The sequence below is a fragment of the Kaistia hirudinis genome (assembly GCF_014196455.1).
Taxonomy (GTDB): domain Bacteria; phylum Pseudomonadota; class Alphaproteobacteria; order Rhizobiales; family Kaistiaceae; genus Kaistia; species Kaistia hirudinis.
Genome location: NZ_JACIDS010000003.1, coordinates 687,872 through 706,149, shown reverse-complemented (window position 1 = coordinate 706,149; position 18,278 = coordinate 687,872). Strand labels below are relative to the sequence as shown.

Below are 18,278 nucleotides of genomic sequence, written 5' to 3'. Positions count from 1 at the left end.
CGATCAGCCCTCGGGCTTCTCCGTGCCACGCCGCCCGAAATCAGGTGCGGCAGTATCCTGACCGATCGCGACGATGGACCGGCGGATGGCGCGCGTGCGGGTGAAGAGCTCGAACAGCGTATCGCCGTCGCCCGTGCGGATCGCGCGCGTCAGCATGGCGAGATCCTCGTTGAAGCGGCCGAGCATCTCCAGCACGGCATCCTTGTTGGCGAGGAAGATGTCGCGCCACATGGTCGGGTCCGACGCGGCGATCCGGGTGAAGTCGCGGAAACCCGAGGCGGAGAATTTCAGCACTTCCGAGCGGATGCCCGCCTCGAGGTCGGAGGCCGTGCCGACGATGTTGTAGGCGATCAGATGCGGCAGATGGCTGGTGATCGCCAGCACCAGATCGTGATGCTCCGCCGACATGGTCTCGACATTGGCGCCGAGCGTCCGCCAGAAGGCGACGAAGCGCGCGACCGCCGCCGGATCGACATCCTCGCCGGGTGTGAGCACGCACCAGCGGTTCTCGAACAGCGTGGCGAAGCCGGCGTCGGGACCCGAATATTCCGTGCCAGCGATCGGATGGCCGGGGATGAAGTGGATGCCGGCCGGCAGATGCGGCGCCATGGCCTTGACCACAGCCGCCTTGACCGAGCCCACATCGGAGACCACGGCGCCGGGCGCCAGATGCGGCCCGATCTCGGCGGCCACCGCGGCGCAGGCGCCGACCGGGACGCAGACGATGACGCAATCGGCACCCTTCACCGCCTCGGCGGCGGTAGCGAAATAGGCGTCGCCGAGCCCCAGTTCCTCGGCCCGCTTCAGCGTCGATGGCGAGCGCGTATGGATCGCGATCTCCCCGACCGCGCCGGAGGCCCGCGCGGCGAGCGCGATCGAGGAACCGATGAGGCCGATGCCGATCAGGGCGAGCCGCGAATAAAACGGAGCCTCCATCAGACGCCGCCCGCCTGGTGCAGGAACGCCTTGAGCGCGGCGATCGCCGCCTCGTTCGCCTCGGCACTTCCGATCGTCATGCGCAGCGCATCCGGCAAACCGTAGCCGCCGACGGTCCGAAGCACGATGCCGTGGTCGAGCAGATAGGCCTCGGCCTCGGCGGCCGTGCGGCCGCGCATCTTCGGAAAATGGATCAGCACGAAATTGCCGACGCTCGGCGTCACCTCGAGGCCCATCGCCTCCACCGCCTTGGTGACACGCGGCAGCCATTCTTCATTGTGAGCCACCGAAGCTTCGACATGCGCCCGGTCGGCCAGCGCCGCCGTCGCGGCGCGGAGCGCGGGGGTGGAGACGTTGAACGGACCGCGAATGCGATTGAGCACGTCGACCACCGCCTCGGGGCCGTAGAGCCAGCCGATACGCAGCGAGGCGAGGCCGTGGATCTTCGAGAAGGTCCGCGTCATCACGACGTTCTCGGCCTCGGCGGCCAGCGACACGCCGCTCTCATAGTCGTTGCGGCGGACATATTCGGCATAGGCCGCATCGAGCACCAGCAGCACGCGGCGCGGCAGCCCTGCATGCAGCCGCCGGATCTCGCTGAACGGCAGATAGGTGCCGGTCGGGTTGTTGGGATTGGCGAGGAAGACGATCCGCGTCCGCTCGCTCACCCGGTCGAGGATCCCGTCGACATAGGCGGTGTGATCCTTCTCCGGCCCGACGACGGGGACGCCGCCCGCGGCGCGGATCGCGATCGAATAGATCAGGAAGCCATATTCCGTGTGGATCGCTTCATCGCCCGGCGCGAGATACGCGCGGGCGAGCAGCGCCAGCAATTCGTCCGAACCGGCACCGCAAACGATCCGCGACGGCAGAAGACCATGCGCGGCGCCGATCGCCTCACGCAGAACCGTGGCGAAGGCATCCGGATAGATCTCCAGTCCCTCGGCGCTCTCGCGGAAGGCTGCGATTGCGGCGGGGCTCGGTCCGAGCGGCGTTTCGTTGGCGGCGAGCTTGAACGAGCGGCCGCCGCCCGTAGCAACCACGCGACCCGCATCATAAGCCGCGATGTTGAGGATGCCGGCGCGGGGCGTCGGGCGATCGGTCGGGCGCTCCGGCGCGGGGGACTTGCTCATGGCGAGACTCCGGCCTCGTCGAGGCGCTGATAGAGAACGGGATCCGCAGCGGCGTCACCGAGCGCGATGCCGCGGAAGAGCGCGCCGACACGGGCGAGATCCTCAAGACCGGCCCGCGCTGCGACGGCCGCGACGGGCGCACCGGCGGGGAGCACGACCAGGCGCTCGCGTCCCGATGCGGCGAGCACGGTGCCACCCGCTGCAAGGATCACCGGAGCCGGATCGGCGCCGATCGTGGCGGCCGCGAAGACGAGGAAATCCGGCGGAGCGGGATCGGAGAGTTCCGGCGAGATCACCAGCGCGGGATGATCGGCCGGGCGGCCGCCGACGCGAATGAAAGGCGAGAGCGCCATGATGCGCGGCGCCGACGGGCGGCCGAGCGCCCGCCACCAGGCACCGGCGGAAGCCGGCTGATTGAGCGACACGACGCCGAGATCCGTGCCGCTCTCCTTGATGTGGTTGATCGTGGAGAGCGCGTCGGACTGGCGGTGCAACGCGACGGTGAAGCCGAACAGGAACCGCGCCACGTCGCGCACCGCGTCGGCATTGACGCCGGCATCATAGGCGACGTCGAAGGACGCCTGCATGCGCGTGAAGGTCGTGATGATCTCGCGCCAGATATGCTCGACGGTCCACAGCGGCAGCGTGCCCTCATGGCGGTCGACGAGGCGGCGCATCATCTCGGCCTCGCGGCCCGGCCGGAAGGCGGCGCCCGGACGGCTCGTGCCCTTGACGCGGATGAGCGACGAAATCGCCGTGCTCCGCTCGATCAGGCAGCCATGCATCTCGGCGTCCAGCCGGTCGATCGTCGCCCGGATTTCGGCGAGCTTCTGGAAATCGGCCTCGCCCTGAGGTCTGGATTCGCTGGAGGACATGGTCTCGTCGGTCAGATCGGACATTCACCGGCGTTTCGCCGGCAGTTCAGGGGGATCGCGCGGGGCGACCGGCGGGGGCCGATTCATAGGCAAGCCCCGGATCGAAAGCAAAGAAAACGTCGAAAGCAAAGAAAACATTGACAGTCCGCGGAGGGCGCCCGTAGCTAATCGCCCCTTACCTAGCGGTCCAGAACCGAACCATGGCAACCACCAGCCATCCGGCGCCGAGCTTTGGCGCAAGCCAGGCGCGCAGCGAAGCGGACAATCCGTCTAGTCTCGTCATGCGCTTCGGACCGGACAAGCCGCTGATCCTCGAATCGGGCAGGCGCATCGACCATCTCCAGATCGGCTACCAGACCTACGGCACGCTCAATGCGGACCGGTCCAACGGGATTCTGGTCTGCCATGCGCTGACCGGCGACCAGCATGTCGCGAGCACCAATCCCGTGACCGGCAAGCCAGGCTGGTGGGAGACCATGGTCGGTCCGGGCAAGCCGATCGACACCGACCGCTTCTTCGTCATCTGTTCCAACGTCGTCGGCGGCTGCATGGGCACGACCGGCCCGGCCTCCACCAATCCCGAAACCGGCCAGCCCTATGGGCTCGACCTGCCGCTGATCACCATTCCCGACATGGTGCGCGCACAGGCCATGCTGGTCGACGCACTCGGCATCGACCGCCTCTATTGCGTCGCCGGCGGCTCCATGGGCGGCATGCAGGTTCTGCAATGGGCGGCGAGCTATCCGGACCGCGTCGCCAATGCGCTGCCGATCGCGACCGGGCCGCGCCATTCCTCGCAGAACATCGCCTTCCACGAGGTCGGCCGGCAGGCGATCATGGCCGATCCGGACTGGCGCGGCGGACGCTACCTCGCCGAGGACACCAGCCCGCGCAAGGGCCTCGCGGTCGCGCGCATGGCCGCGCACATCACCTATATGTCCGACGAGGGGCTGCACCGGAAATTCGGCCGCAACCTGCAGGATCGCGACAAGGTGGCCTTCGGCTTCGACGCCGATTTCCAGATCGAATCCTATCTGCGCCACCAGGGGCTTTCCTTCGTCGAGCGCTTCGACGCGAACTCCTATCTCTACGTCACCCGCGCGATGGACTATTTCGACCTCGCCGCCGATTTCGGCGGCCGCCTCGCCAATGCCTTTCTCGGGACCAAGACGCGCTTCTGCGTCGTCTCCTTCACCTCGGATTGGCTCTTCCCCACGGAGGAGAGCAAGTCGGTCGTGCGGGCGCTGAACGCGGCCGGCGCCAAGGTCTCCTTCGTCGAGGTCGAGACCGATCGCGGCCACGATGCCTTCCTGCTCGACGAGCCGGTGCTGTTCGCGAGCGTGCGCGGCTTCCTTTCCGCGTCGGAGGGGCGCTGACCATCATGACGAGCGACGGCAATTCCCGCGCCCATTCCCAGCGCGTTGACCTTCTCGTTGTGTCGGAACTGGTGGATCGCGGCGCACGCGTGCTCGACGTCGGCTGCGGCGACGGCGAACTCCTGAAGCTGCTCGTCGATACCCGCGGCGTCGACGGACGCGGGATCGAGATCTCGCAGGACGGCGTCAATGAGTGTCTGGCGCGCGGCCTGTCGGTGATCCAGGGCAATGCGGATACCGACCTCGTCGACTATCCCGACGATTCCTTCGATTTCGTCGTGCTCAGCCAGACGATCCAGGCGACGCAGCATCCGCGCCGCGTCCTGTCGGAAATGCTGCGCATCGGCCGCAAGGCGATCATCTCCTTCCCCAATTTCGGCCACTGGAGCGTGCGCACCTCGCTCGGCTTCAAGGGGCGGATGCCGGTGACGGAAAACCTGCCCTATTCCTGGTACGACACGCCGAACATCCATTTCTGCACCATCCGCGACTTCGTCGAGCTCTGCCGCGACGCCGATGCGCGGATCGAGAAGGCGGTCGCGCTCGATGCGGGCGGACAGCGTATGACGCTGAAGGCGCCCTGGTGGTTCTGGAATCTCTTCGGCCAGCAGGCCGTGTTTCTGCTCTCACGGCGCGGCTGAGCGGAGCCGCGCGCTCTGGCCATCGCAAGCGCCGACGCTAGATCCATTTTCGCCTGCCGGCGGTGGGCGTAGCCAGACCAGGAGAAGACCGGAAATGCAGAAGCGACCCCTCGGCCGGAGCGGCATGACGATCGCGCCGCTGGTGTTCGGCGGCAATGTGTTCGGCTGGACGGCCGACGAAGCGACCTCGTTTCGCCTGCTCGACGCCTTCGTCGACCATGGCTTCGACGCGATCGACACCGCCGACGTCTATTCGAGCTGGGTGCCGGGCAACAAGGGCGGCGAATCCGAGAGCGTCATCGGCAACTGGCTCAAGGCGCGGCCCGGCGTGCGGGAGAAAGTGAAGATCTTCACGAAGGTCGGCTCCGACCTCGGTCAGCCCGGCAAGAAGGGCCTCTCGGAGCGCTGGATCCTGCAGGCGGCCGATGAATCGCTCGCTCGCCTCGGCATCGAGACGATCGACCTCTATTTCTCCCACTGGCCCGACGCGGCGGTATCCCAGGAGGAGACGCTCGGCGCCTATGCGAAGCTGATCGCCGCCGGCAAGGTGCGCGCGGTCGGCGTTTCCAATGTCGATGCGAACCAGCTCGGCGAGGCGCTGCGCATCTCGGCCGAAAAGGGCCTGCCGCGCTACGAGGTGCTGCAGCCCGAATATAACCTCTATGCCCGCTCCACCTTCGAGGGCGCGCTGCAGCAGCTCTGTGTTGCCGAGGACATCGGCGTCGTGACCTATTTCAGCCTCGCCTCCGGCTTTCTGACCGGCAAGTACCGGTCGGAGGCCGATTTCGGCAAGAGCCCGCGCGGCGGCGGCATGGGCGACTATTTCAACGATCGCGGACGGGCAGTGCTCGCCGCGCTCGACGCGGTCGCAGCGAGCCACAACGCCACACCGGCCGCGGTCGCTCTCGCCTGGCTGATGGCGCAGCCGGGCGTCACAGCGCCGATCGCGAGCGCCACGCGTCTCGATCAGTTCGAGAGCCTCGCCCGCGCCGCCGAGCTGGTACTCAGCCCAGAGGATCTGGCTCGGCTGGACCAATCCGGACGCTGAGCGGCGCCGCCGGCGCGCCGCCCTGCGGCCGCTTCTGCAACTGGCCGGCACCGCTGCCGGCCGGGATCAGGGCTGGCTTCAGCACGAGGCGGCTCGATGTGCGCCGCGCCGGCAGGCCCTGATAGACGAGCTTGGTCGCCTCGACGATGAGCACGCCGGGGAAGGCCGGCCAGAGCGCGCGGCCGACCCGGTCCCAGTTGCGCCCGCTGCGCAGCAGGAGACGGTTCTTGAGCGGCGGGGCGAACAGCGCGCCCGACCAGGCGATCTCGCTATATTGCGTGTCGCGCAGCAGGCTCGAGATCTGGCTGCGGCTGAACGGACGGCCATAGCCGAACGGCGTCCGCTCGACGCGGGCCCAGATGCCGCGCCGGTTCGGCACGACGATGATGAGCCGCCCGCCCGGCACCAGCACGCGCCACAGCTCGCGGAGGAGATCGCGCGCATTCGCGGTCGTCTCCAGGCAGTGCACGGCGAGGATGCGATCGATCGAGGCGTCGGTGAGCGGCAGCACATCCTCATGGACGAGCGCGGCGAGATTGCCGCCCTCGTCGGACCAGTTCATCACGCCCTGCGCCGCCGGCATGAAGGCGAGCACGCGCTCGGCACCGCCCGCCAGAGCGCTGAGGAACGGCGTCGCATAGCCGATACCGAGGACCCGATCGCCGGTCCGCGTCGGCCAGAGGCTGCCCACCCGCGCCGCGATCAGCCGCTGCGCGATCGTGCCGAGCCGTTCCGCGTAGAAGCTGCGCAGATCGACCACGTCGGGAGATATGGTCCGCCCCTCTTCCAAACTGGCTCTCTCCTGTCGATATCCGCTGCATCCGATGTTAGGTATCGCGGGCGGGAAGCGCCAGCCGTCCGGACGCAGCCCCGCGCGACACCCTTCAATGCCCGGAGCATGCCATGGCCCTCGATATCTTTCAGTTTCCCTGCCTTGAGGACAATTACGGCGTGCTCGTCCATGATCCGGTGAGCGGACGCACCGCCTCGATCGATGCGCCGGAGGCGGCTGCCGTGCTGGCGGCGCTCAAGGAGCGCGGCTGGAAGCTGACCGACATCTTCACGACCCACCACCATGTGGATCACGTCCAGGGCAATCTGGAGGTCAAGGCCGCAACCGGCTGCACGATCACCGGCCCCGCCGGCGAGGCGGACAAGATCCCCGGCATCGACCGCACCGTGCGCGAGGGCGACACGATCGATTTCGCCGGCCATCCCGTGAACATCATCGAGACGCCCGGCCATACGCTCGGCCATATCGCCTATCACTTCCCGAAGGACGAGGTCGCCTTTGTCGGCGACACGCTGTTCGCGCTCGGCTGCGGACGCGTGTTCGAAGGCACGCTCGAGCAGATGTGGCGCTCGGTCGAGAAGATCGGCGCGCTGCCGGCCGAGACCAAGCTCTATGTCGGCCATGAATATACGCAGTCGAACTGGCGTTTCGCGACGGCCGTCGATCCGACCAACCCGGCGCTCGCGGCGCGCGGCGAGATGATCGCCAGCCTCCGGGCTGACGGCAAGCCGACCGTGCCGACCAATGTCGCGATCGAGCGGGCGACCAATCCGTATCTGCGCGCCGCCACGGCGGAACTGCGCAGCTCGATGGGTCTGCCGAACGGCACGCCGGCCGAAGTCTTCGCGGCGATCCGCACGGCCAAGGACAATTTCAAGGGATGAGCGCGGACGTATCGGCCGAGGAGATCATTGCTCTGCTGGATCTCGCGCCGCACCCCGAGGGCGGCTTCTACCGCCAGACCTTCGCGGACAGCTCGCCAGATGGCGGGCGGTCGGCCTCGACAGCGATCTACTTCCTGCTGCCGGCCGGAACGCGCTCGCACTGGCACCGGATCGACGCCATCGAGGTCTGGCACTTCCACGCGGGTGCGCCGCTCCTGCTCGACATCGCGCCGGATGGCGGCCCGGTCGAGACGATCCGTCTCGGCGCCGACCTCCTGGCCGGCGAGCGGCCGCAGGGCATCGTGCCGCGGCATTGGTGGCAGGCGGCGGAGAGCCTCGGCGCCTGGACGCTGGTCGGCTGCACCGTCGCGCCCGGCTTCCTGTTCGAAACCTTCGAGATGGCGCCGCCCGGCTGGTCGCCGAATGGCTGAAATCTGTCGATTCGCGCCGGTTCCAGTGGACTTGCCGCGCCTTTTCCGCTATGTGCGCGCATCCCGTGGCGCAAGCCGCTCGGAAACCAACTGAAAACAGCGCACCGAAACGCTGGCGCCCGCTCGACGGACGCCCCTCGGCAGGAGTTCAAGTCATGACCAACATCATCGAGCAGCTCGAGAAAGAGCAGGTCGAGAAGATCGCCGCCCTTCGCGCCGTCCCCGTTTTCGCCCCGGGCGACACGGTGAAGGTGAACGTGAAGGTTGTCGAAGGCTCGCGCACCCGCGTGCAGGCCTATGAGGGCGTCGTCATTGCCCGTTCCGGCGGCGGGCTCAATGAGAGCTTCACCGTCCGCAAGATTTCCTATGGCGAGGGCGTCGAGCGCGTCTTCCCGGTCTATTCGCCGCTGATCGATTCGATCGAGGTGGTCCGTCGCGGCAAGGTGCGCCGCGCCAAGCTCTATTACCTGCGCGATCGTCGCGGCAAGGCCGCCCGTATCGTCGAGAAGACCGAGCCGCGCGCTCCGAAGGAGAAGGCGAAGGGCTGAGGCCCCGGCCTTCCGGCCTTTCCGATGCGACTTCCAGAAGGCGGGTCATGTGATCCGCCTTTTTTCTGTTGCGGGTCTTTTGTGTTGCGGGTCTTGCGATGGACGATTTCAAACGCAGCAACCGGGCGAACTGGGACGAGAGGGCCGATCTCCACGCCCTCGATCGCACCGGCTTCTATGCCATCGACCGCTTCCTGGCGGGCGAGGACGTCCTCTATCCGATCGAGAGCCGCGAGATCGACGATGTCGACGGCCTGCGGATCGCCCATTTCCAGTGCCATATCGGGATCGACACGCTCTGCCTCGCGCGGCGCGGCGCCGCCGTCACCGGCCTCGACTTCTCGCCGCGTGCCATCGATCACGCACGTGACCTCGCGGCGCGCGCCGGGCTCGCGGCGAGCTTCGTCGAAGGCGAGGTCTATGATGCGCCGGAGCGGATCGGCACCGGGTTCGACATGGTGTTCACCAGCTGGGGCACGATCACCTGGCTCGACGACATCCATAGCTGGGCGGAGGCTGTCGCGGGCGTGCTTGAGCCGGGCGGACGGCTCTATTTCGCCGACACGCATCCCGGCATCGGCCCGCTCGAGGAAGAGAAGGGCACGCTGCAGCCGCGCTATGACTGGCGTTCGCTGCGCGAGCGGCCCGAGCATTTCGAAAGCGCCACGACCTATACCGGCGACGCGACGCAGCTGACCGCCACGCGCACCTATGAGTGGATGCGCGGCGTCTCCGATGTCGTCGGCGCGCTGCTGCGGGCCGGCATGCGGCTCGACTGGCTGCACGAGCATGAGCTCCTGCCCTATCGGCATTTCCCGATGATGGTCGATGCCGGCCAGCGCATGTTCGCGCTTCCTCCCGGCATCCCGCGCCTTCCCCTCGCGCTGTCGCTGCAGGCGACCCGGACCGTCTGACCGGCACGGCCGTTTGGAAATGCAATTGCCCCCGCGGCGGGCGCAGAGCATTGTTTGTGGGCAGCGAGGCTGCTATTTAGAAACGTTATGAACCTGACCGTGCAGAGGATCGCCTTCGTCCCCACGACCGCCAATTTCGCGGCGATGGACGACCATGCGCGCCTGCCCTGGCGGTTCTTCTCGCGCCTCCAGGCGACCGAGGATCGTGGTTCCGGCCGACTTTGACGGGGCGTGACGCCCCTCGAACGCCGCCTTTTCTCCGCTCCCCTTCTTCAGGAATGACGTCATGACCACGTCGCCGGCCAAACCGCGAACCCTCTACGACAAGATCTGGGACGACCACGTCGTCGAGCAGACCCCTGATGGCACCGCCATCCTCTATATCGACCGTCATCTCGTGCACGAGGTGACGAGCCCGCAGGCCTTTGAAGGTCTGCGCGTGGCGCATCGCAAGGTGCACCAGCCTGGCAAGACGCTCGCCGTCGTCGACCACAACGTGCCGACGACCGACCGTTCGCAGGGCATCTCCAATCCGGAATCGGCGCTGCAGGTAGCGACGCTCGCCGACAACGCCGCCGAGTTCGGCGTCGAATATTATTCCGAGCGCGACCATCGCCAGGGCATCGTCCACATCGTCGGCCCCGAGCAGGGCTTCACGCTGCCGGGCATGACGATCGTGTGCGGCGACAGCCACACCTCGACCCATGGCGCCTTCGGCGCCCTCGCCCATGGCATCGGCACGTCGGAGGTCGAGCATGTGCTCGCCACGCAGACGCTGCTGCAGCAGAAGGCGAAGAACATGCGCATCACCGTGGACGGCAAGGCGCCGGACGGGGTGACGGCCAAGGACATCATCCTCGCCATCATCGGCGAGATCGGCACGGCCGGCGGCACCGGCCATGTGATGGAATATGCCGGCGAGGCGATCCGCGACCTTTCCATGGAAGGGCGCATGACCGTCTGCAACATGTCGATCGAGGGCGGCGCCCGCGCCGGCCTGATCGCGCCGGACGAGAAGACCTTCGCCTATATCAAGGGCCGTCCCAAGGCGCCGTCGGGCGCGACCTGGGATGCGGCGCTGCGCTACTGGGAGACGCTCCGCTCCGATGACGGCGCGCATTTCGACAAGGAAATCCGCCTCGACGCCGCCGCGCTGCCGCCGATCGTCACCTGGGGCTCCTCGCCCGAGGACGTGATCGCGATCACCGGCGTCGTGCCGAACCCCGACGACATCGCCGACGAGAACAAGCGCGCCTCCAAGTGGCGTGCGCTCGACTATATGGGCCTGAAGCCGGGCACGCGCATGGTCGACATCCCGGTCGAGCGCGTCTTCATCGGCTCCTGCACCAATGGGCGCATCGAGGACCTCCGCGCCGCCGCCGGCATGATCGCCGGCAAGACGGTGCGCGAGGGCGTGAACGCCATGGTCGTTCCGGGCTCGGGCCTCGTGAAGGCGCAGGCCGAAGCCGAAGGCCTCGACGCGATCTTCCGCGCCGCGGGCTTCGAATGGCGCGAGCCGGGCTGCTCGATGTGCCTCGCGATGAACGAAGACCGGCTGAAGCCGGGCGAGCGCTGCGCCTCGACCTCGAACCGCAATTTCGAGGGCCGGCAGGGCTTCAAGGGCCGCACGCATCTCGTCTCGCCGCAAATGGCGGCGGCGGCGGCGATCGCGGGTCACTTCGTCGACATCCGCGACTGGCACTGAGAACGGCCGGATCGGTCCGGCAAAGGCCGGACCGATCCGATCCGCTTACCAGTTGTGGCGCGGCTTGTAGAAGCAGCGCTCGCCGACGGGAACAGTCTTCCAGCGCCAGCCATAGGGACCGTGGACCTTGACGGTGCGGAAGATCGGCTTGCAGTAGCGGCCAGGGCCGCCATGCCAGCCGGGACCACGATGGGGCGCGCCCCAGCCCGGTCCGCCATAGCCCGGCCCGCCGCCATAATAGGGCTGCGCCGAGGCGGCGGTGGGGACGAGCGAGCCGCCGGCGAGGACCAGCGAGGCTGCGAGAGCGAGGAAGGCAGGCTTCATCATGATGGCATCTCCCTTTTGCGTCGCGAAGCCGTCTGGCTTCGTTCTGGAGCCATATGATCAGGCGACGCCTGAACCCCGCCTGAGGTTCCCGTTCACCTGGCGTTCAGCCGATCAAAGCTGCGGGAGCGGCACGTGACGAGCATCGATATCGCCGCGTTCAAGGCGCCGTCGCTCGAGGATTTCGAGCGGCTCGGCCGTGTGGCGCTGGATGGGCTGCCGGCCGAATTCAAGACGCTGATCGGCGACATCGAGATCCGCGTCGACGAGTTTCCGGCGGAGGACGCGCTCGAGGAACTCGGCCTCGAGAGCGAATTCGACCTGCTCGGACTGTTTCAGGGCGTCGGCCTCGCCCATGCGTCGGCCACCGGCTACACGGGCCGGCTGCCCAACCGGATCTGGCTCTACCGGCGCCCGATCCTCGACTATTGGGCGGAGCATGACGAGACGCTCGGCGCCGTGGTGAGCCATGTGCTGATCCACGAGATCGGACATCACTTCGGGCTTTCCGACGACGATATGGAAGCCATCGAGAACGCGGCCGACTGAAGCGCGGCCGGCCGCAGCATGAAAGAAGATTGACCCGGAAGCGGGTTTCCACGCATCAAGCCGGATCCGATCCGGCAAGCAGAAAGAGGCATCCAACCATGGACAAGTTCACGACGCTCACCGGTGTCGCGGCGCCGCTGCCGCTGGTCAATATCGACACCGACATGATCATCCCGAAGGACTATCTGAAGACGATCAAGCGCACGGGCCTCGGCAAGGGGCTGTTCGCGGAAATGCGCTACCGCGAGGATGGCAGCGAGAATCCCGATTTCGTGCTGAACAAGCCGGCCTATCGCGACGCGACGATCCTGGTCGCCGGCGACAATTTCGGCTGCGGCTCCTCGCGCGAGCATGCGCCCTGGGCGCTTCTCGACCACGGCATCCGCTGCGTGATCTCAACGTCCTTCGCCGACATCTTCTACAATAACTGCTTCAACAACGGGATCCTGCCGATCCGCGTCGCGAAGGAAGATCTCGACAAGCTGTTCGACGATGCCGACCGCGGCGCGAATTCGCGCATCACGGTCGATCTCGAGGCGCAGGAGATCCGCGGCCCCGATGGCGGCGTGGTGCATTTCGACATCGATCCGGAGCGCAAGCACAAGCTCCTGAACGGTCTGGACGACATCGGCACGACGCTGGTCAAGGCGCCGGCGATCGCCCGCTATGAGGATACGACCGCGACCACCCGTCCCTGGGCCTGAGCCTTCCCTGCGGCCTTGGTCGGCTGCGGGACAGACTGGACGGCAGACATGAGAAAACGCCGCTCGGCGGGGGATCCGGGCGGCGTTTTCATTTGACCGGCCTCAAAAAAAAGGCCGGTCGATCAGCAATCGCTTAGTTGGCGTCGCTGTTGTCGGCGCTCGCCGGATGCGGGTTGAAAGCGCCCACGCCCTGCGTGCCATTGTAGGTCACGCCGACGGCCTGGCCCGGCAGAAGGCCGTAAAGCACCGAGCCATTGGCGAAGGTGAAGCTCTGGCCCGAAGCGAGCGTGAGCGTGCCGGCGGCCGGGTTCACCGAAGCGACGGTGCCTTCGATCTGCTCGGCGGCGAAGGCCGAAGCACCGGTAGCGAGGAAGGCCAGCGAGGCGGCCGCGATAGCGAACTTGCGCATGATATGTGTCCTTGAATTCTCTTGGTTGTGAGGGACGGGCCGCGCCGGACCGTATGTCCAGGCCTACCTGCCCGCCCCGTTGATCCCGATCCTGCCGGAGGGCAGGTTGATCAGAGATCGCTTAGTTGGCGTCGCTGTTGTCGGCGCTCGCCGGATGCGGGTTGAACGCGCCCACGCCCTGCGTGCCATTGTAGGTCACGCCGACGGCCTGGCCCGGCAGAAGGCCGTAAAGCACCGAGCCATTGGCGAAGGTGAAGCTCTGGCCCGAAGCGAGCGTGAGCGTGCCGGCAGCCGGATTGACCGAAGCGACGGTGCCCTCGATCTGCTCAGCGGCGAAGGCCGAAGCACCGGTAGCGAGGAAGGCCAGCGAGGCGGCCGCGATAGCGAACTTGCGCATGATATGTGTCCTTGAATTCTCTTGGTTGTGAGGGACGGGCTGCGCCGGACCGCATGTCCAGGCCTACCTGCCCGCCCCGTTGATCTCGATCCTGCCGACATCGGCCCTGCCGAAGGGCAGGTTGATCAGAGATCGCTTAGTTGGCGTCGCTGTTGTCGGCGCTTGCGGGGTGCGGGTTGAACGCGCCCACGCCCTGCGTGCCGTTGTAGGTCACGCCGACCGGCTGCCCCGGCAGAAGGCCGTAGAGCACCGAGCCATTGGCGAAGGTGTAGGTCTGCCCGGATGCAAGCGTCAGCGTACCGGTTGCGGGGTTGACGCTGGCGACGGTGCCCTCGATCTGCTCTGCGGCAAAGGCCGAGGCGCCGGAAGCGAGGAAGGCCAGCGAGGCGGCCGCGAGAACGAGCTTGCGCATAATGCAACTCCTTGTCTGCATTTGTCCTGCCGGACGGTGGTACCGAACCGATCGTTCGCATTCGGTGTCCGTCTTCGGTGACGCTGATATGGGCCCCTCTTCTTCGCGGCTCAATTCACGGATTTGTCATGTGCACCGATCTTGAAAAATGTGACTGATCGGTAATTGCGCCTCTTCCCAAATTTGGAGAGATACGTCCTAAGAATCACGATTATAGTAGAATTATCTACCGAAACCGCTCGCTATTGTTCACCATCTCGACGGTGATCGTTCACAAAATAGCGTTGCTTATCATAAGTCTACATATATTTTTTCGGGCTGTTCCGGCGGTCATACCGCCTCCCGCCCGGCGGCGCCATCGTCCGGCATGGCCTCACGCCGCGCGATTGCGGCGGCGAAGGCGATCCGGCGGGCCGCGATCTCGGCATGGAGCCGCTCGACCATCCGCCCGCCGAGGGCAATCGCGCCGCGACCGGCATTTTCGGGCAGCGCGAAGGCCGTAACGATCCGCTCCGCCTCCGCCAATTCCTCGCCCGATGGCGAGAAGGCGGCATTGCAGGGCGCGATCTGCGCGGGATGGATCACCGTCTTGCCATCGAAGCCGCAATCGCGCGCCACGGCGCACTCCGCCGCGAAGCCTGCCGTATCGGCAATATCGTTGAAGACACCGTCGAGAACGGCGAGACCGGCGATCCGCGCGGCAGCGAGCGTGTTCATCATCCAGGGCAGCATCGGCGCACGGCCCGGCACCTGCCGTGTCCCGGTCTCGCGGGAAAGATCATTGAGCCCGAGCACGAAGGCCGCGAGCGGCAGCATCTCGTCGCGTGAAGCCGCGATGTCGAGCGGGTTCAGGACGGCGCGCGGCGTCTCGATCATCGCCCAGAGCGAAATGGCGGCAGCACCATCCATCGCCCGGATCGCGGCGCGGACGCGCTCGACCTCTGCGCCGGACGACACTTTCGGAATCAGGATCGCGTCCGGCCGTGCCGCAACGGCCGCGGCCAGGTCCTCGGCGCCCCAGGGCGTGTCGAGGCCGTTGATGCGGATCACGCGCTCCGGTCCGGCCGGGGCTGCCAGCGCCTCGGCGACCCGCCGCCGTGCCTCGGCTTTCGCGTCCGGCGCCACGGCGTCCTCGAGGTCGAAGATCACGACATCGGCCCCAAGATGCGGCGCCTTCTCTACCGCGCGCGCATGCGACCCGGGAACATAAAGCGCCGTACGGCGCGGCACGACAGACGACATGGCCTTCTCCGCTTCTGCCGCGCGATCATAGCGGCTCGAGGCGGACGCAGGCCATGCGGGTGAGGGAATGCACCGCCAGACCACGACTAGATTGCTGATTTGTCGTCAATTCTTCACATCGGCGGGTTTCCCCTCGCGCTGAAAACACTCTAGATTTCGCGCCTTCCTCGGAGATCGCCATGCCCGGCCGCCAGAAGCCCGCTGTCCTCGTCATCACCAGCACCGTCGCCCGCGGCTCGATCGGCGGGCGCGCGGCCACCTTCGCGCTGGAGCGGCTCGGTTTCCCAGTCTGGCAGGTCGCGACCGTGACGCTACCCTGGCATCCCGGCCAGGGACGGGCCGACCGGATCGTGCCCGACGCGGCGGCCTTCGAGACGCTGCTCTCGGACCTCGCCCGTTCGCCCAAGCTCGGCGAGATCGGCGGCATCCTGACCGGCTATCTCGGCGCACCGGGCCAGGCGGCGGCGATCGCCGGCCTGATCGATGCGGTCAAGGCCGCACGGCCGGATGCGCTCTATCTGTGCGACCCCGTCATGGGCGATCACGGCACGCTCTATGTCCCGCAGGCGACGGCCGAAGCGATCCGCGACCATCTCGCGCCGCGGGCGGATCTGCTGACCCCCAACCCGACCGAGCTCGCCTTTCTTGCCCGCACGCCGCCGGAGGGCCGGGACGGGCTGATCGCGGCGGCCCGCTCGCTCAAGGCCCGCCGCGTCGCCGTGACCTCGGCGGCGGTCGAGGCCGACTGGACCGAGACGCTGCTTGTTTCCGCCGATGCCACGATCGCGGCGCGGCATGCGCAGATCACCGGCCGCGTCACCAATGGCACGGGCGACCTGTTCGCCGCGCTGCTGCTGGCCCGCCTGCTGGACGGCCTCAGCGATGCCGAGGCCCTGCGCCTGACCGCCGGCGGCGTCATGGCGGCGCTCGACGGAGCGGTCCGCCTCGGCACGGACGAGCTTCCCCTCGCCAGCATCCAGGATGCACTGGTCGCGCCGACGATCCCGGTCACCATCACCGATGACCGAGCCTAGCCAGCCCTTCCTTGCCGGCGTCGACGGCTGCAAGGCCGGCTGGATCGCCGTGCTGATCCCGGCGGACGGCCCGATCGCGCCGCAACTGCTCGTGACGGGTCGGTTTGCCGATCTCCTCGACCATCCCTCGCGGCCGGCCATCATCGCCGTCGACATGCCGATCGGGCTGCCGGACCATATCGGTCCCAACGGCAGAGGCCCGGAAAAGTCCGTGCGGCGCCTGCTCGGCGCGCGGCAATCGTCGGTCTTCGCCGTGCCGTCGCGCGCCGCCGTCTATGCGGGCGATTATGGCGCGGCCTGCGCGGCAGCGGTCGCTACATCGACACCGCCGAAGAAGGTCTCGAAACAGTGCTTTCATCTGTTCCCGAAGATGCGGGAGATCGACGCGCTGATGACGCCGGCGCTCGAGTCGCGCGTTCATGAGGTGCACCCCGAACTCGCCTTCTGGCGACTGAACGGCGGGCAGGCGATGTCGCTGCCGAAGACGATCCGCAGCGAAGCCTCGCGCCCGGGCATCGAAGAGCGGCGCCGGCTGCTCGAACGTCTCGGCTTCGCGCCGGATTTCCTCGCCGCTGTCCCCCGGGGCGCCGGAGCGGACGATCTCCTCGACGCGGCGGCCAATGCCCTGATCGCCCGGCGCATCCACGCCGGCGCGGCGGAGCCCTTCCCGGCCGAGCCGGACCGCGACGCGCATGGGCTCCGCATGGCGATCTGGGCCTGAAGCCCCCTCCCCCGCGGTCGGACGCTTGCAACTCCTCCGCCGGGCGCGCCGATGGTGCGCCGCGGCACGAGGAGCCTTGACCGCGCCCGCCGCGATCCACAATGTGCTCGCGGATCGCCCGACAACGCTTCGAAAGGACAGCAAAGCCGATGAGCAAACTCAAGATCACCGCCGGCCCCTACACCTTCTATGGCAAGTTCGAGGAGGAGGCGGCGCCGAAGACGGTGGCCAAGTTCAAGACGCTGCTGCCCTACAAGGAAAAGCTCATCCATGTGCGCTGGAGCGGCGAGGGTTGCTGGATTCCGCTCGGCGACCTCGATCTCGGCCTCTCCTATGAGAACCACACCTCGCACCCGGCCCCCGGCGAGTTCATTCTCTATCCCGGCGGCATCAGCGAAACGGAAATCCTGCTCGCCTATGGCGGCGTCGATTTCTCCTCCAAGGTCGGCCAGCTCGCCGGCAATCATTTCATCACGATCACCGAGGGCCGCGAGAACCTGCTGGCGCTTGGCAAGCTGACGCTGTGGCACGGCGCGCAGGACATCGTGATCGAATGGGCCTGAGGGCCGGCTGTCGCATGCGCGATCGGGAGACGGGACGATGAGCGACGACGAGGCTCTCCTCAAGGAGTTGCTGGACCAGGAGAAGCGGCTCGTCTTCGACCGCTTCGACAATGACACGGCGATCGCGCTCGGTCTCAAGATCATCGAACGCGCCCGTGCCGAGAAGCTCGCGGTTGCGGTCGATGTCTCGCGCGGCGAGCAGCGGCTGTTCTATGCCGCGCTCGAAGGCACGTCGGCGGACAACGAGTTCTGGATCGCCGGCAAGAACGCCGTGGTGCGCCGCTTCGGCCATTCCTCGTTCTATATCGGCCAGCGCGCACGGCTGAAGGGCGTCGATTTCGCCACGAGCAGCCTCGTCGACGGCGCGCTGTTCCGCGCCCATGGCGGCGCCTTCCCGATCATCGTGCGCCATGTCGGCGTCGTCGGCACGGCCACGGTCTCCGGCCTGCCGCAGGCCGAGGACCACAGGCTGGCCGTCGCCGTGATCGAGGAGTTCCTCGCCGAAACCGAGGCGGGCGAGCCGCGCGCCGAAGTCTGGACGGCCTGAAACTCTCCGCTTTTCGAGGCGGACACTAAGCAAAAAGCCCCGGCATCGGGTCCGATGCCGGGGCTTTTCCGTCTTGAGGGGTAGGTGGCCCG

Annotated in this window: 23 protein-coding genes and 1 pseudogene; 15 read left to right on the top strand and 9 right to left on the bottom strand. The window is 67.3% G+C overall.

Annotation, left to right across the window (positions count from 1 at the left end; translation table 11 throughout):
• Positions 1-3: 3 nt before the first annotated feature.
• Genes GGR25_RS13300 through GGR25_RS13290 form a run of 3 tightly spaced genes read right to left on the bottom strand, consistent with a single transcriptional unit; the run spans position 4 to position 2,968 of the window.
• Complete coding sequence (locus GGR25_RS13300; protein WP_183399255.1) at positions 4-936, bottom strand: prephenate/arogenate dehydrogenase family protein; 933 nt, start codon at positions 934-936, stop codon at positions 4-6.
• Complete coding sequence (locus tag GGR25_RS13295; protein WP_183399254.1) at positions 936-2,069, bottom strand: pyridoxal phosphate-dependent aminotransferase; 1,134 nt, start codon at positions 2,067-2,069, stop codon at positions 936-938. The genes GGR25_RS13300 and GGR25_RS13295 overlap by 1 nt, the downstream gene beginning before the upstream one ends.
• On the bottom strand, positions 2,066-2,968 hold the full coding sequence (locus GGR25_RS13290; protein ID WP_183399253.1) for a chorismate mutase: 903 nt from the start codon (positions 2,966-2,968) through the stop codon (positions 2,066-2,068). The genes GGR25_RS13295 and GGR25_RS13290 overlap by 4 nt, the downstream gene beginning before the upstream one ends.
• A 176-nt stretch (positions 2,969-3,144) precedes the next feature.
• Here GGR25_RS13290 and metX point away from each other — a divergent pair, with 176 nt between their 5' ends.
• The 3 genes from metX (at position 3,145) to GGR25_RS13275 (ending at position 6,009) form a co-directional block, all read left to right on the top strand.
• The gene (metX, locus tag GGR25_RS13285; RefSeq protein WP_183399252.1) at positions 3,145-4,320 is read left to right on the top strand and encodes a homoserine O-acetyltransferase MetX; all 1,176 of its coding nucleotides are present in this window, start codon (positions 3,145-3,147) and stop codon (positions 4,318-4,320) included.
• 5 nt (positions 4,321-4,325) lie between these two features.
• Positions 4,326-4,961 carry a methionine biosynthesis protein MetW gene (metW, locus tag GGR25_RS13280; RefSeq protein WP_183399251.1) on the top strand — a complete coding sequence of 212 codons (636 nt, stop codon included), beginning with the start codon at positions 4,326-4,328 and terminating at the stop codon, positions 4,959-4,961.
• A gap of 94 nt (positions 4,962-5,055) precedes the next feature.
• Positions 5,056-6,009, top strand: coding sequence for an aldo/keto reductase (locus tag GGR25_RS13275; protein WP_183399250.1), 954 nt, complete (start codon positions 5,056-5,058; stop codon positions 6,007-6,009).
• On the opposite strand, the gene GGR25_RS13270 is transcribed toward GGR25_RS13275, so the two are convergent.
• On the bottom strand, positions 5,966-6,799 hold the full coding sequence (locus tag GGR25_RS13270; RefSeq protein ID WP_210299924.1) for a class I SAM-dependent methyltransferase: 834 nt from the start codon (positions 6,797-6,799) through the stop codon (positions 5,966-5,968). The genes GGR25_RS13275 and GGR25_RS13270 overlap by 44 nt on opposite strands.
• Positions 6,800-6,912: 113 nt before the next feature.
• Between GGR25_RS13270 and gloB the strand changes: the two genes are divergently transcribed.
• From gloB to leuC, 6 genes and pseudogenes are all read left to right on the top strand, one after another.
• The gene (gloB, locus tag GGR25_RS13265) at positions 6,913-7,686 is read left to right on the top strand and encodes a hydroxyacylglutathione hydrolase (RefSeq protein WP_183399249.1); all 774 of its coding nucleotides are present in this window, start codon (positions 6,913-6,915) and stop codon (positions 7,684-7,686) included.
• On the top strand, positions 7,683-8,117 hold the full coding sequence (locus tag GGR25_RS13260) for a cupin domain-containing protein (protein ID WP_183399248.1): 435 nt from the start codon (positions 7,683-7,685) through the stop codon (positions 8,115-8,117). Before gloB ends, GGR25_RS13260 begins: the two co-directional genes overlap by 4 nt.
• A 155-nt stretch (positions 8,118-8,272) precedes the next feature.
• A pseudogene (rplS, locus tag GGR25_RS13255) lies at positions 8,273-8,647 on the top strand (50S ribosomal protein L19); the annotation flags it as partial.
• Between the two features lie 116 nt (positions 8,648-8,763).
• Positions 8,764-9,579 (top strand): class I SAM-dependent methyltransferase, encoded by an 816-nt coding sequence (locus GGR25_RS13250; protein WP_183399246.1) that lies wholly within the window; start codon positions 8,764-8,766, stop codon positions 9,577-9,579.
• Positions 9,580-9,666: 87 nt separating this feature from the next.
• Positions 9,667-9,804 carry a hypothetical protein gene (locus tag GGR25_RS13245; protein ID WP_183399245.1) on the top strand — a complete coding sequence of 46 codons (138 nt, stop codon included), beginning with the start codon at positions 9,667-9,669 and terminating at the stop codon, positions 9,802-9,804.
• 61 nt (positions 9,805-9,865) lie between these two features.
• A complete protein-coding gene (leuC, locus tag GGR25_RS13240) occupies positions 9,866-11,284 on the top strand; it encodes a 3-isopropylmalate dehydratase large subunit (protein ID WP_183399244.1) in 1,419 nt (472 codons plus the stop codon).
• 45 nt (positions 11,285-11,329) lie between these two features.
• Here leuC and GGR25_RS13235 read toward each other — a convergent pair whose 3' ends face one another.
• On the bottom strand, positions 11,330-11,611 hold the full coding sequence (locus tag GGR25_RS13235) for a hypothetical protein (protein WP_183399243.1): 282 nt from the start codon (positions 11,609-11,611) through the stop codon (positions 11,330-11,332).
• A 132-nt stretch (positions 11,612-11,743) separates the two neighbouring features.
• Here GGR25_RS13235 and GGR25_RS13230 point away from each other — a divergent pair, with 132 nt between their 5' ends.
• Complete coding sequence (locus GGR25_RS13230; RefSeq protein WP_183399242.1) at positions 11,744-12,157, top strand: metallopeptidase family protein; 414 nt, start codon at positions 11,744-11,746, stop codon at positions 12,155-12,157.
• A 98-nt stretch (positions 12,158-12,255) separates the two neighbouring features.
• Positions 12,256-12,861 (top strand): 3-isopropylmalate dehydratase small subunit, encoded by a 606-nt coding sequence (gene leuD / locus GGR25_RS13225; protein WP_183399241.1) that lies wholly within the window; start codon positions 12,256-12,258, stop codon positions 12,859-12,861.
• A 133-nt stretch (positions 12,862-12,994) separates the two neighbouring features.
• Here leuD and GGR25_RS13220 read toward each other — a convergent pair whose 3' ends face one another.
• The 4 genes from GGR25_RS13220 to GGR25_RS13205 form a co-directional block, all read right to left on the bottom strand.
• Entirely contained in the window at positions 12,995-13,270 is a 276-nt protein-coding gene (locus GGR25_RS13220; RefSeq protein WP_183399240.1) for a DUF1344 domain-containing protein, read from the bottom strand.
• Positions 13,271-13,391: 121 nt separating this feature from the next.
• Positions 13,392-13,667, bottom strand: coding sequence for a DUF1344 domain-containing protein (locus GGR25_RS13215; RefSeq protein WP_183399240.1), 276 nt, complete (start codon positions 13,665-13,667; stop codon positions 13,392-13,394).
• A gap of 136 nt (positions 13,668-13,803) precedes the next feature.
• Entirely contained in the window at positions 13,804-14,079 is a 276-nt protein-coding gene (locus GGR25_RS13210) for a DUF1344 domain-containing protein (RefSeq protein ID WP_183399239.1), read from the bottom strand.
• 330 nt (positions 14,080-14,409) lie between these two features.
• On the bottom strand, positions 14,410-15,321 hold the full coding sequence (locus GGR25_RS13205) for an HpcH/HpaI aldolase/citrate lyase family protein (RefSeq protein WP_183399238.1): 912 nt from the start codon (positions 15,319-15,321) through the stop codon (positions 14,410-14,412).
• A 179-nt stretch (positions 15,322-15,500) separates the two neighbouring features.
• On the opposite strand from GGR25_RS13205, the gene pdxY reads away from it, so the two are divergent.
• The 4 genes from pdxY (at position 15,501) to GGR25_RS13185 (ending at position 18,186) form a co-directional block, all read left to right on the top strand.
• A complete protein-coding gene (gene pdxY / locus GGR25_RS13200) occupies positions 15,501-16,355 on the top strand; it encodes a pyridoxal kinase (RefSeq protein ID WP_183399237.1) in 855 nt (284 codons plus the stop codon).
• Complete coding sequence (locus tag GGR25_RS13195; protein ID WP_183399236.1) at positions 16,342-17,076, top strand: DUF429 domain-containing protein; 735 nt, start codon at positions 16,342-16,344, stop codon at positions 17,074-17,076. The genes pdxY and GGR25_RS13195 overlap by 14 nt, the downstream gene beginning before the upstream one ends.
• A 149-nt stretch (positions 17,077-17,225) precedes the next feature.
• The gene (locus GGR25_RS13190; RefSeq protein WP_183399235.1) at positions 17,226-17,639 is read left to right on the top strand and encodes a DUF3830 family protein; all 414 of its coding nucleotides are present in this window, start codon (positions 17,226-17,228) and stop codon (positions 17,637-17,639) included.
• A gap of 37 nt (positions 17,640-17,676) precedes the next feature.
• Entirely contained in the window at positions 17,677-18,186 is a 510-nt protein-coding gene (locus tag GGR25_RS13185; RefSeq protein WP_183399234.1) for a heme-degrading domain-containing protein, read from the top strand.
• The last annotated feature ends 92 nt before the right edge of the window (positions 18,187-18,278 follow it).

What these genes read in the sequence shown, in the direction of transcription:
- GGR25_RS13300 (WP_183399255.1), bottom strand. Translation starts at nt 936, where the DNA reads ATGGAGGCTCCGTTTTATTCGCGGCTCGCCCTGATCGGCATCGGCCTC.
- GGR25_RS13295 (WP_183399254.1), bottom strand. Translation starts at nt 2,069, where the DNA reads ATGAGCAAGTCCCCCGCGCCGGAGCGCCCGACCGATCGCCCGACGCCC.
- GGR25_RS13290 (WP_183399253.1), bottom strand. Translation starts at nt 2,968, where the DNA reads ATGTCCGATCTGACCGACGAGACCATGTCCTCCAGCGAATCCAGACCT.
- metX (WP_183399252.1), top strand. Translation starts at nt 3,145, where the DNA reads ATGGCAACCACCAGCCATCCGGCGCCGAGCTTTGGCGCAAGCCAGGCG.
- metW (WP_183399251.1), top strand. Translation starts at nt 4,326, where the DNA reads ATGACGAGCGACGGCAATTCCCGCGCCCATTCCCAGCGCGTTGACCTT.
- GGR25_RS13275 (WP_183399250.1), top strand. Translation starts at nt 5,056, where the DNA reads ATGCAGAAGCGACCCCTCGGCCGGAGCGGCATGACGATCGCGCCGCTG.
- gloB (WP_183399249.1), top strand. Translation starts at nt 6,913, where the DNA reads ATGGCCCTCGATATCTTTCAGTTTCCCTGCCTTGAGGACAATTACGGC.
- GGR25_RS13260 (WP_183399248.1), top strand. Translation starts at nt 7,683, where the DNA reads ATGAGCGCGGACGTATCGGCCGAGGAGATCATTGCTCTGCTGGATCTC.
- GGR25_RS13250 (WP_183399246.1), top strand. Translation starts at nt 8,764, where the DNA reads ATGGACGATTTCAAACGCAGCAACCGGGCGAACTGGGACGAGAGGGCC.
- GGR25_RS13245 (WP_183399245.1), top strand. Translation starts at nt 9,667, where the DNA reads ATGAACCTGACCGTGCAGAGGATCGCCTTCGTCCCCACGACCGCCAAT.
- leuC (WP_183399244.1), top strand. Translation starts at nt 9,866, where the DNA reads ATGACCACGTCGCCGGCCAAACCGCGAACCCTCTACGACAAGATCTGG.
- GGR25_RS13235 (WP_183399243.1), bottom strand. Translation starts at nt 11,611, where the DNA reads ATGATGAAGCCTGCCTTCCTCGCTCTCGCAGCCTCGCTGGTCCTCGCC.
- leuD (WP_183399241.1), top strand. Translation starts at nt 12,256, where the DNA reads ATGGACAAGTTCACGACGCTCACCGGTGTCGCGGCGCCGCTGCCGCTG.
- GGR25_RS13220 (WP_183399240.1), bottom strand. Translation starts at nt 13,270, where the DNA reads ATGCGCAAGTTCGCTATCGCGGCCGCCTCGCTGGCCTTCCTCGCTACC.
- GGR25_RS13215 (WP_183399240.1), bottom strand. Translation starts at nt 13,667, where the DNA reads ATGCGCAAGTTCGCTATCGCGGCCGCCTCGCTGGCCTTCCTCGCTACC.
- GGR25_RS13210 (WP_183399239.1), bottom strand. Translation starts at nt 14,079, where the DNA reads ATGCGCAAGCTCGTTCTCGCGGCCGCCTCGCTGGCCTTCCTCGCTTCC.
- GGR25_RS13205 (WP_183399238.1), bottom strand. Translation starts at nt 15,321, where the DNA reads ATGTCGTCTGTCGTGCCGCGCCGTACGGCGCTTTATGTTCCCGGGTCG.
- pdxY (WP_183399237.1), top strand. Translation starts at nt 15,501, where the DNA reads ATGCCCGGCCGCCAGAAGCCCGCTGTCCTCGTCATCACCAGCACCGTC.
- GGR25_RS13195 (WP_183399236.1), top strand. Translation starts at nt 16,342, where the DNA reads ATGACCGAGCCTAGCCAGCCCTTCCTTGCCGGCGTCGACGGCTGCAAG.
- GGR25_RS13190 (WP_183399235.1), top strand. Translation starts at nt 17,226, where the DNA reads ATGAGCAAACTCAAGATCACCGCCGGCCCCTACACCTTCTATGGCAAG.
- GGR25_RS13185 (WP_183399234.1), top strand. Translation starts at nt 17,677, where the DNA reads ATGAGCGACGACGAGGCTCTCCTCAAGGAGTTGCTGGACCAGGAGAAG.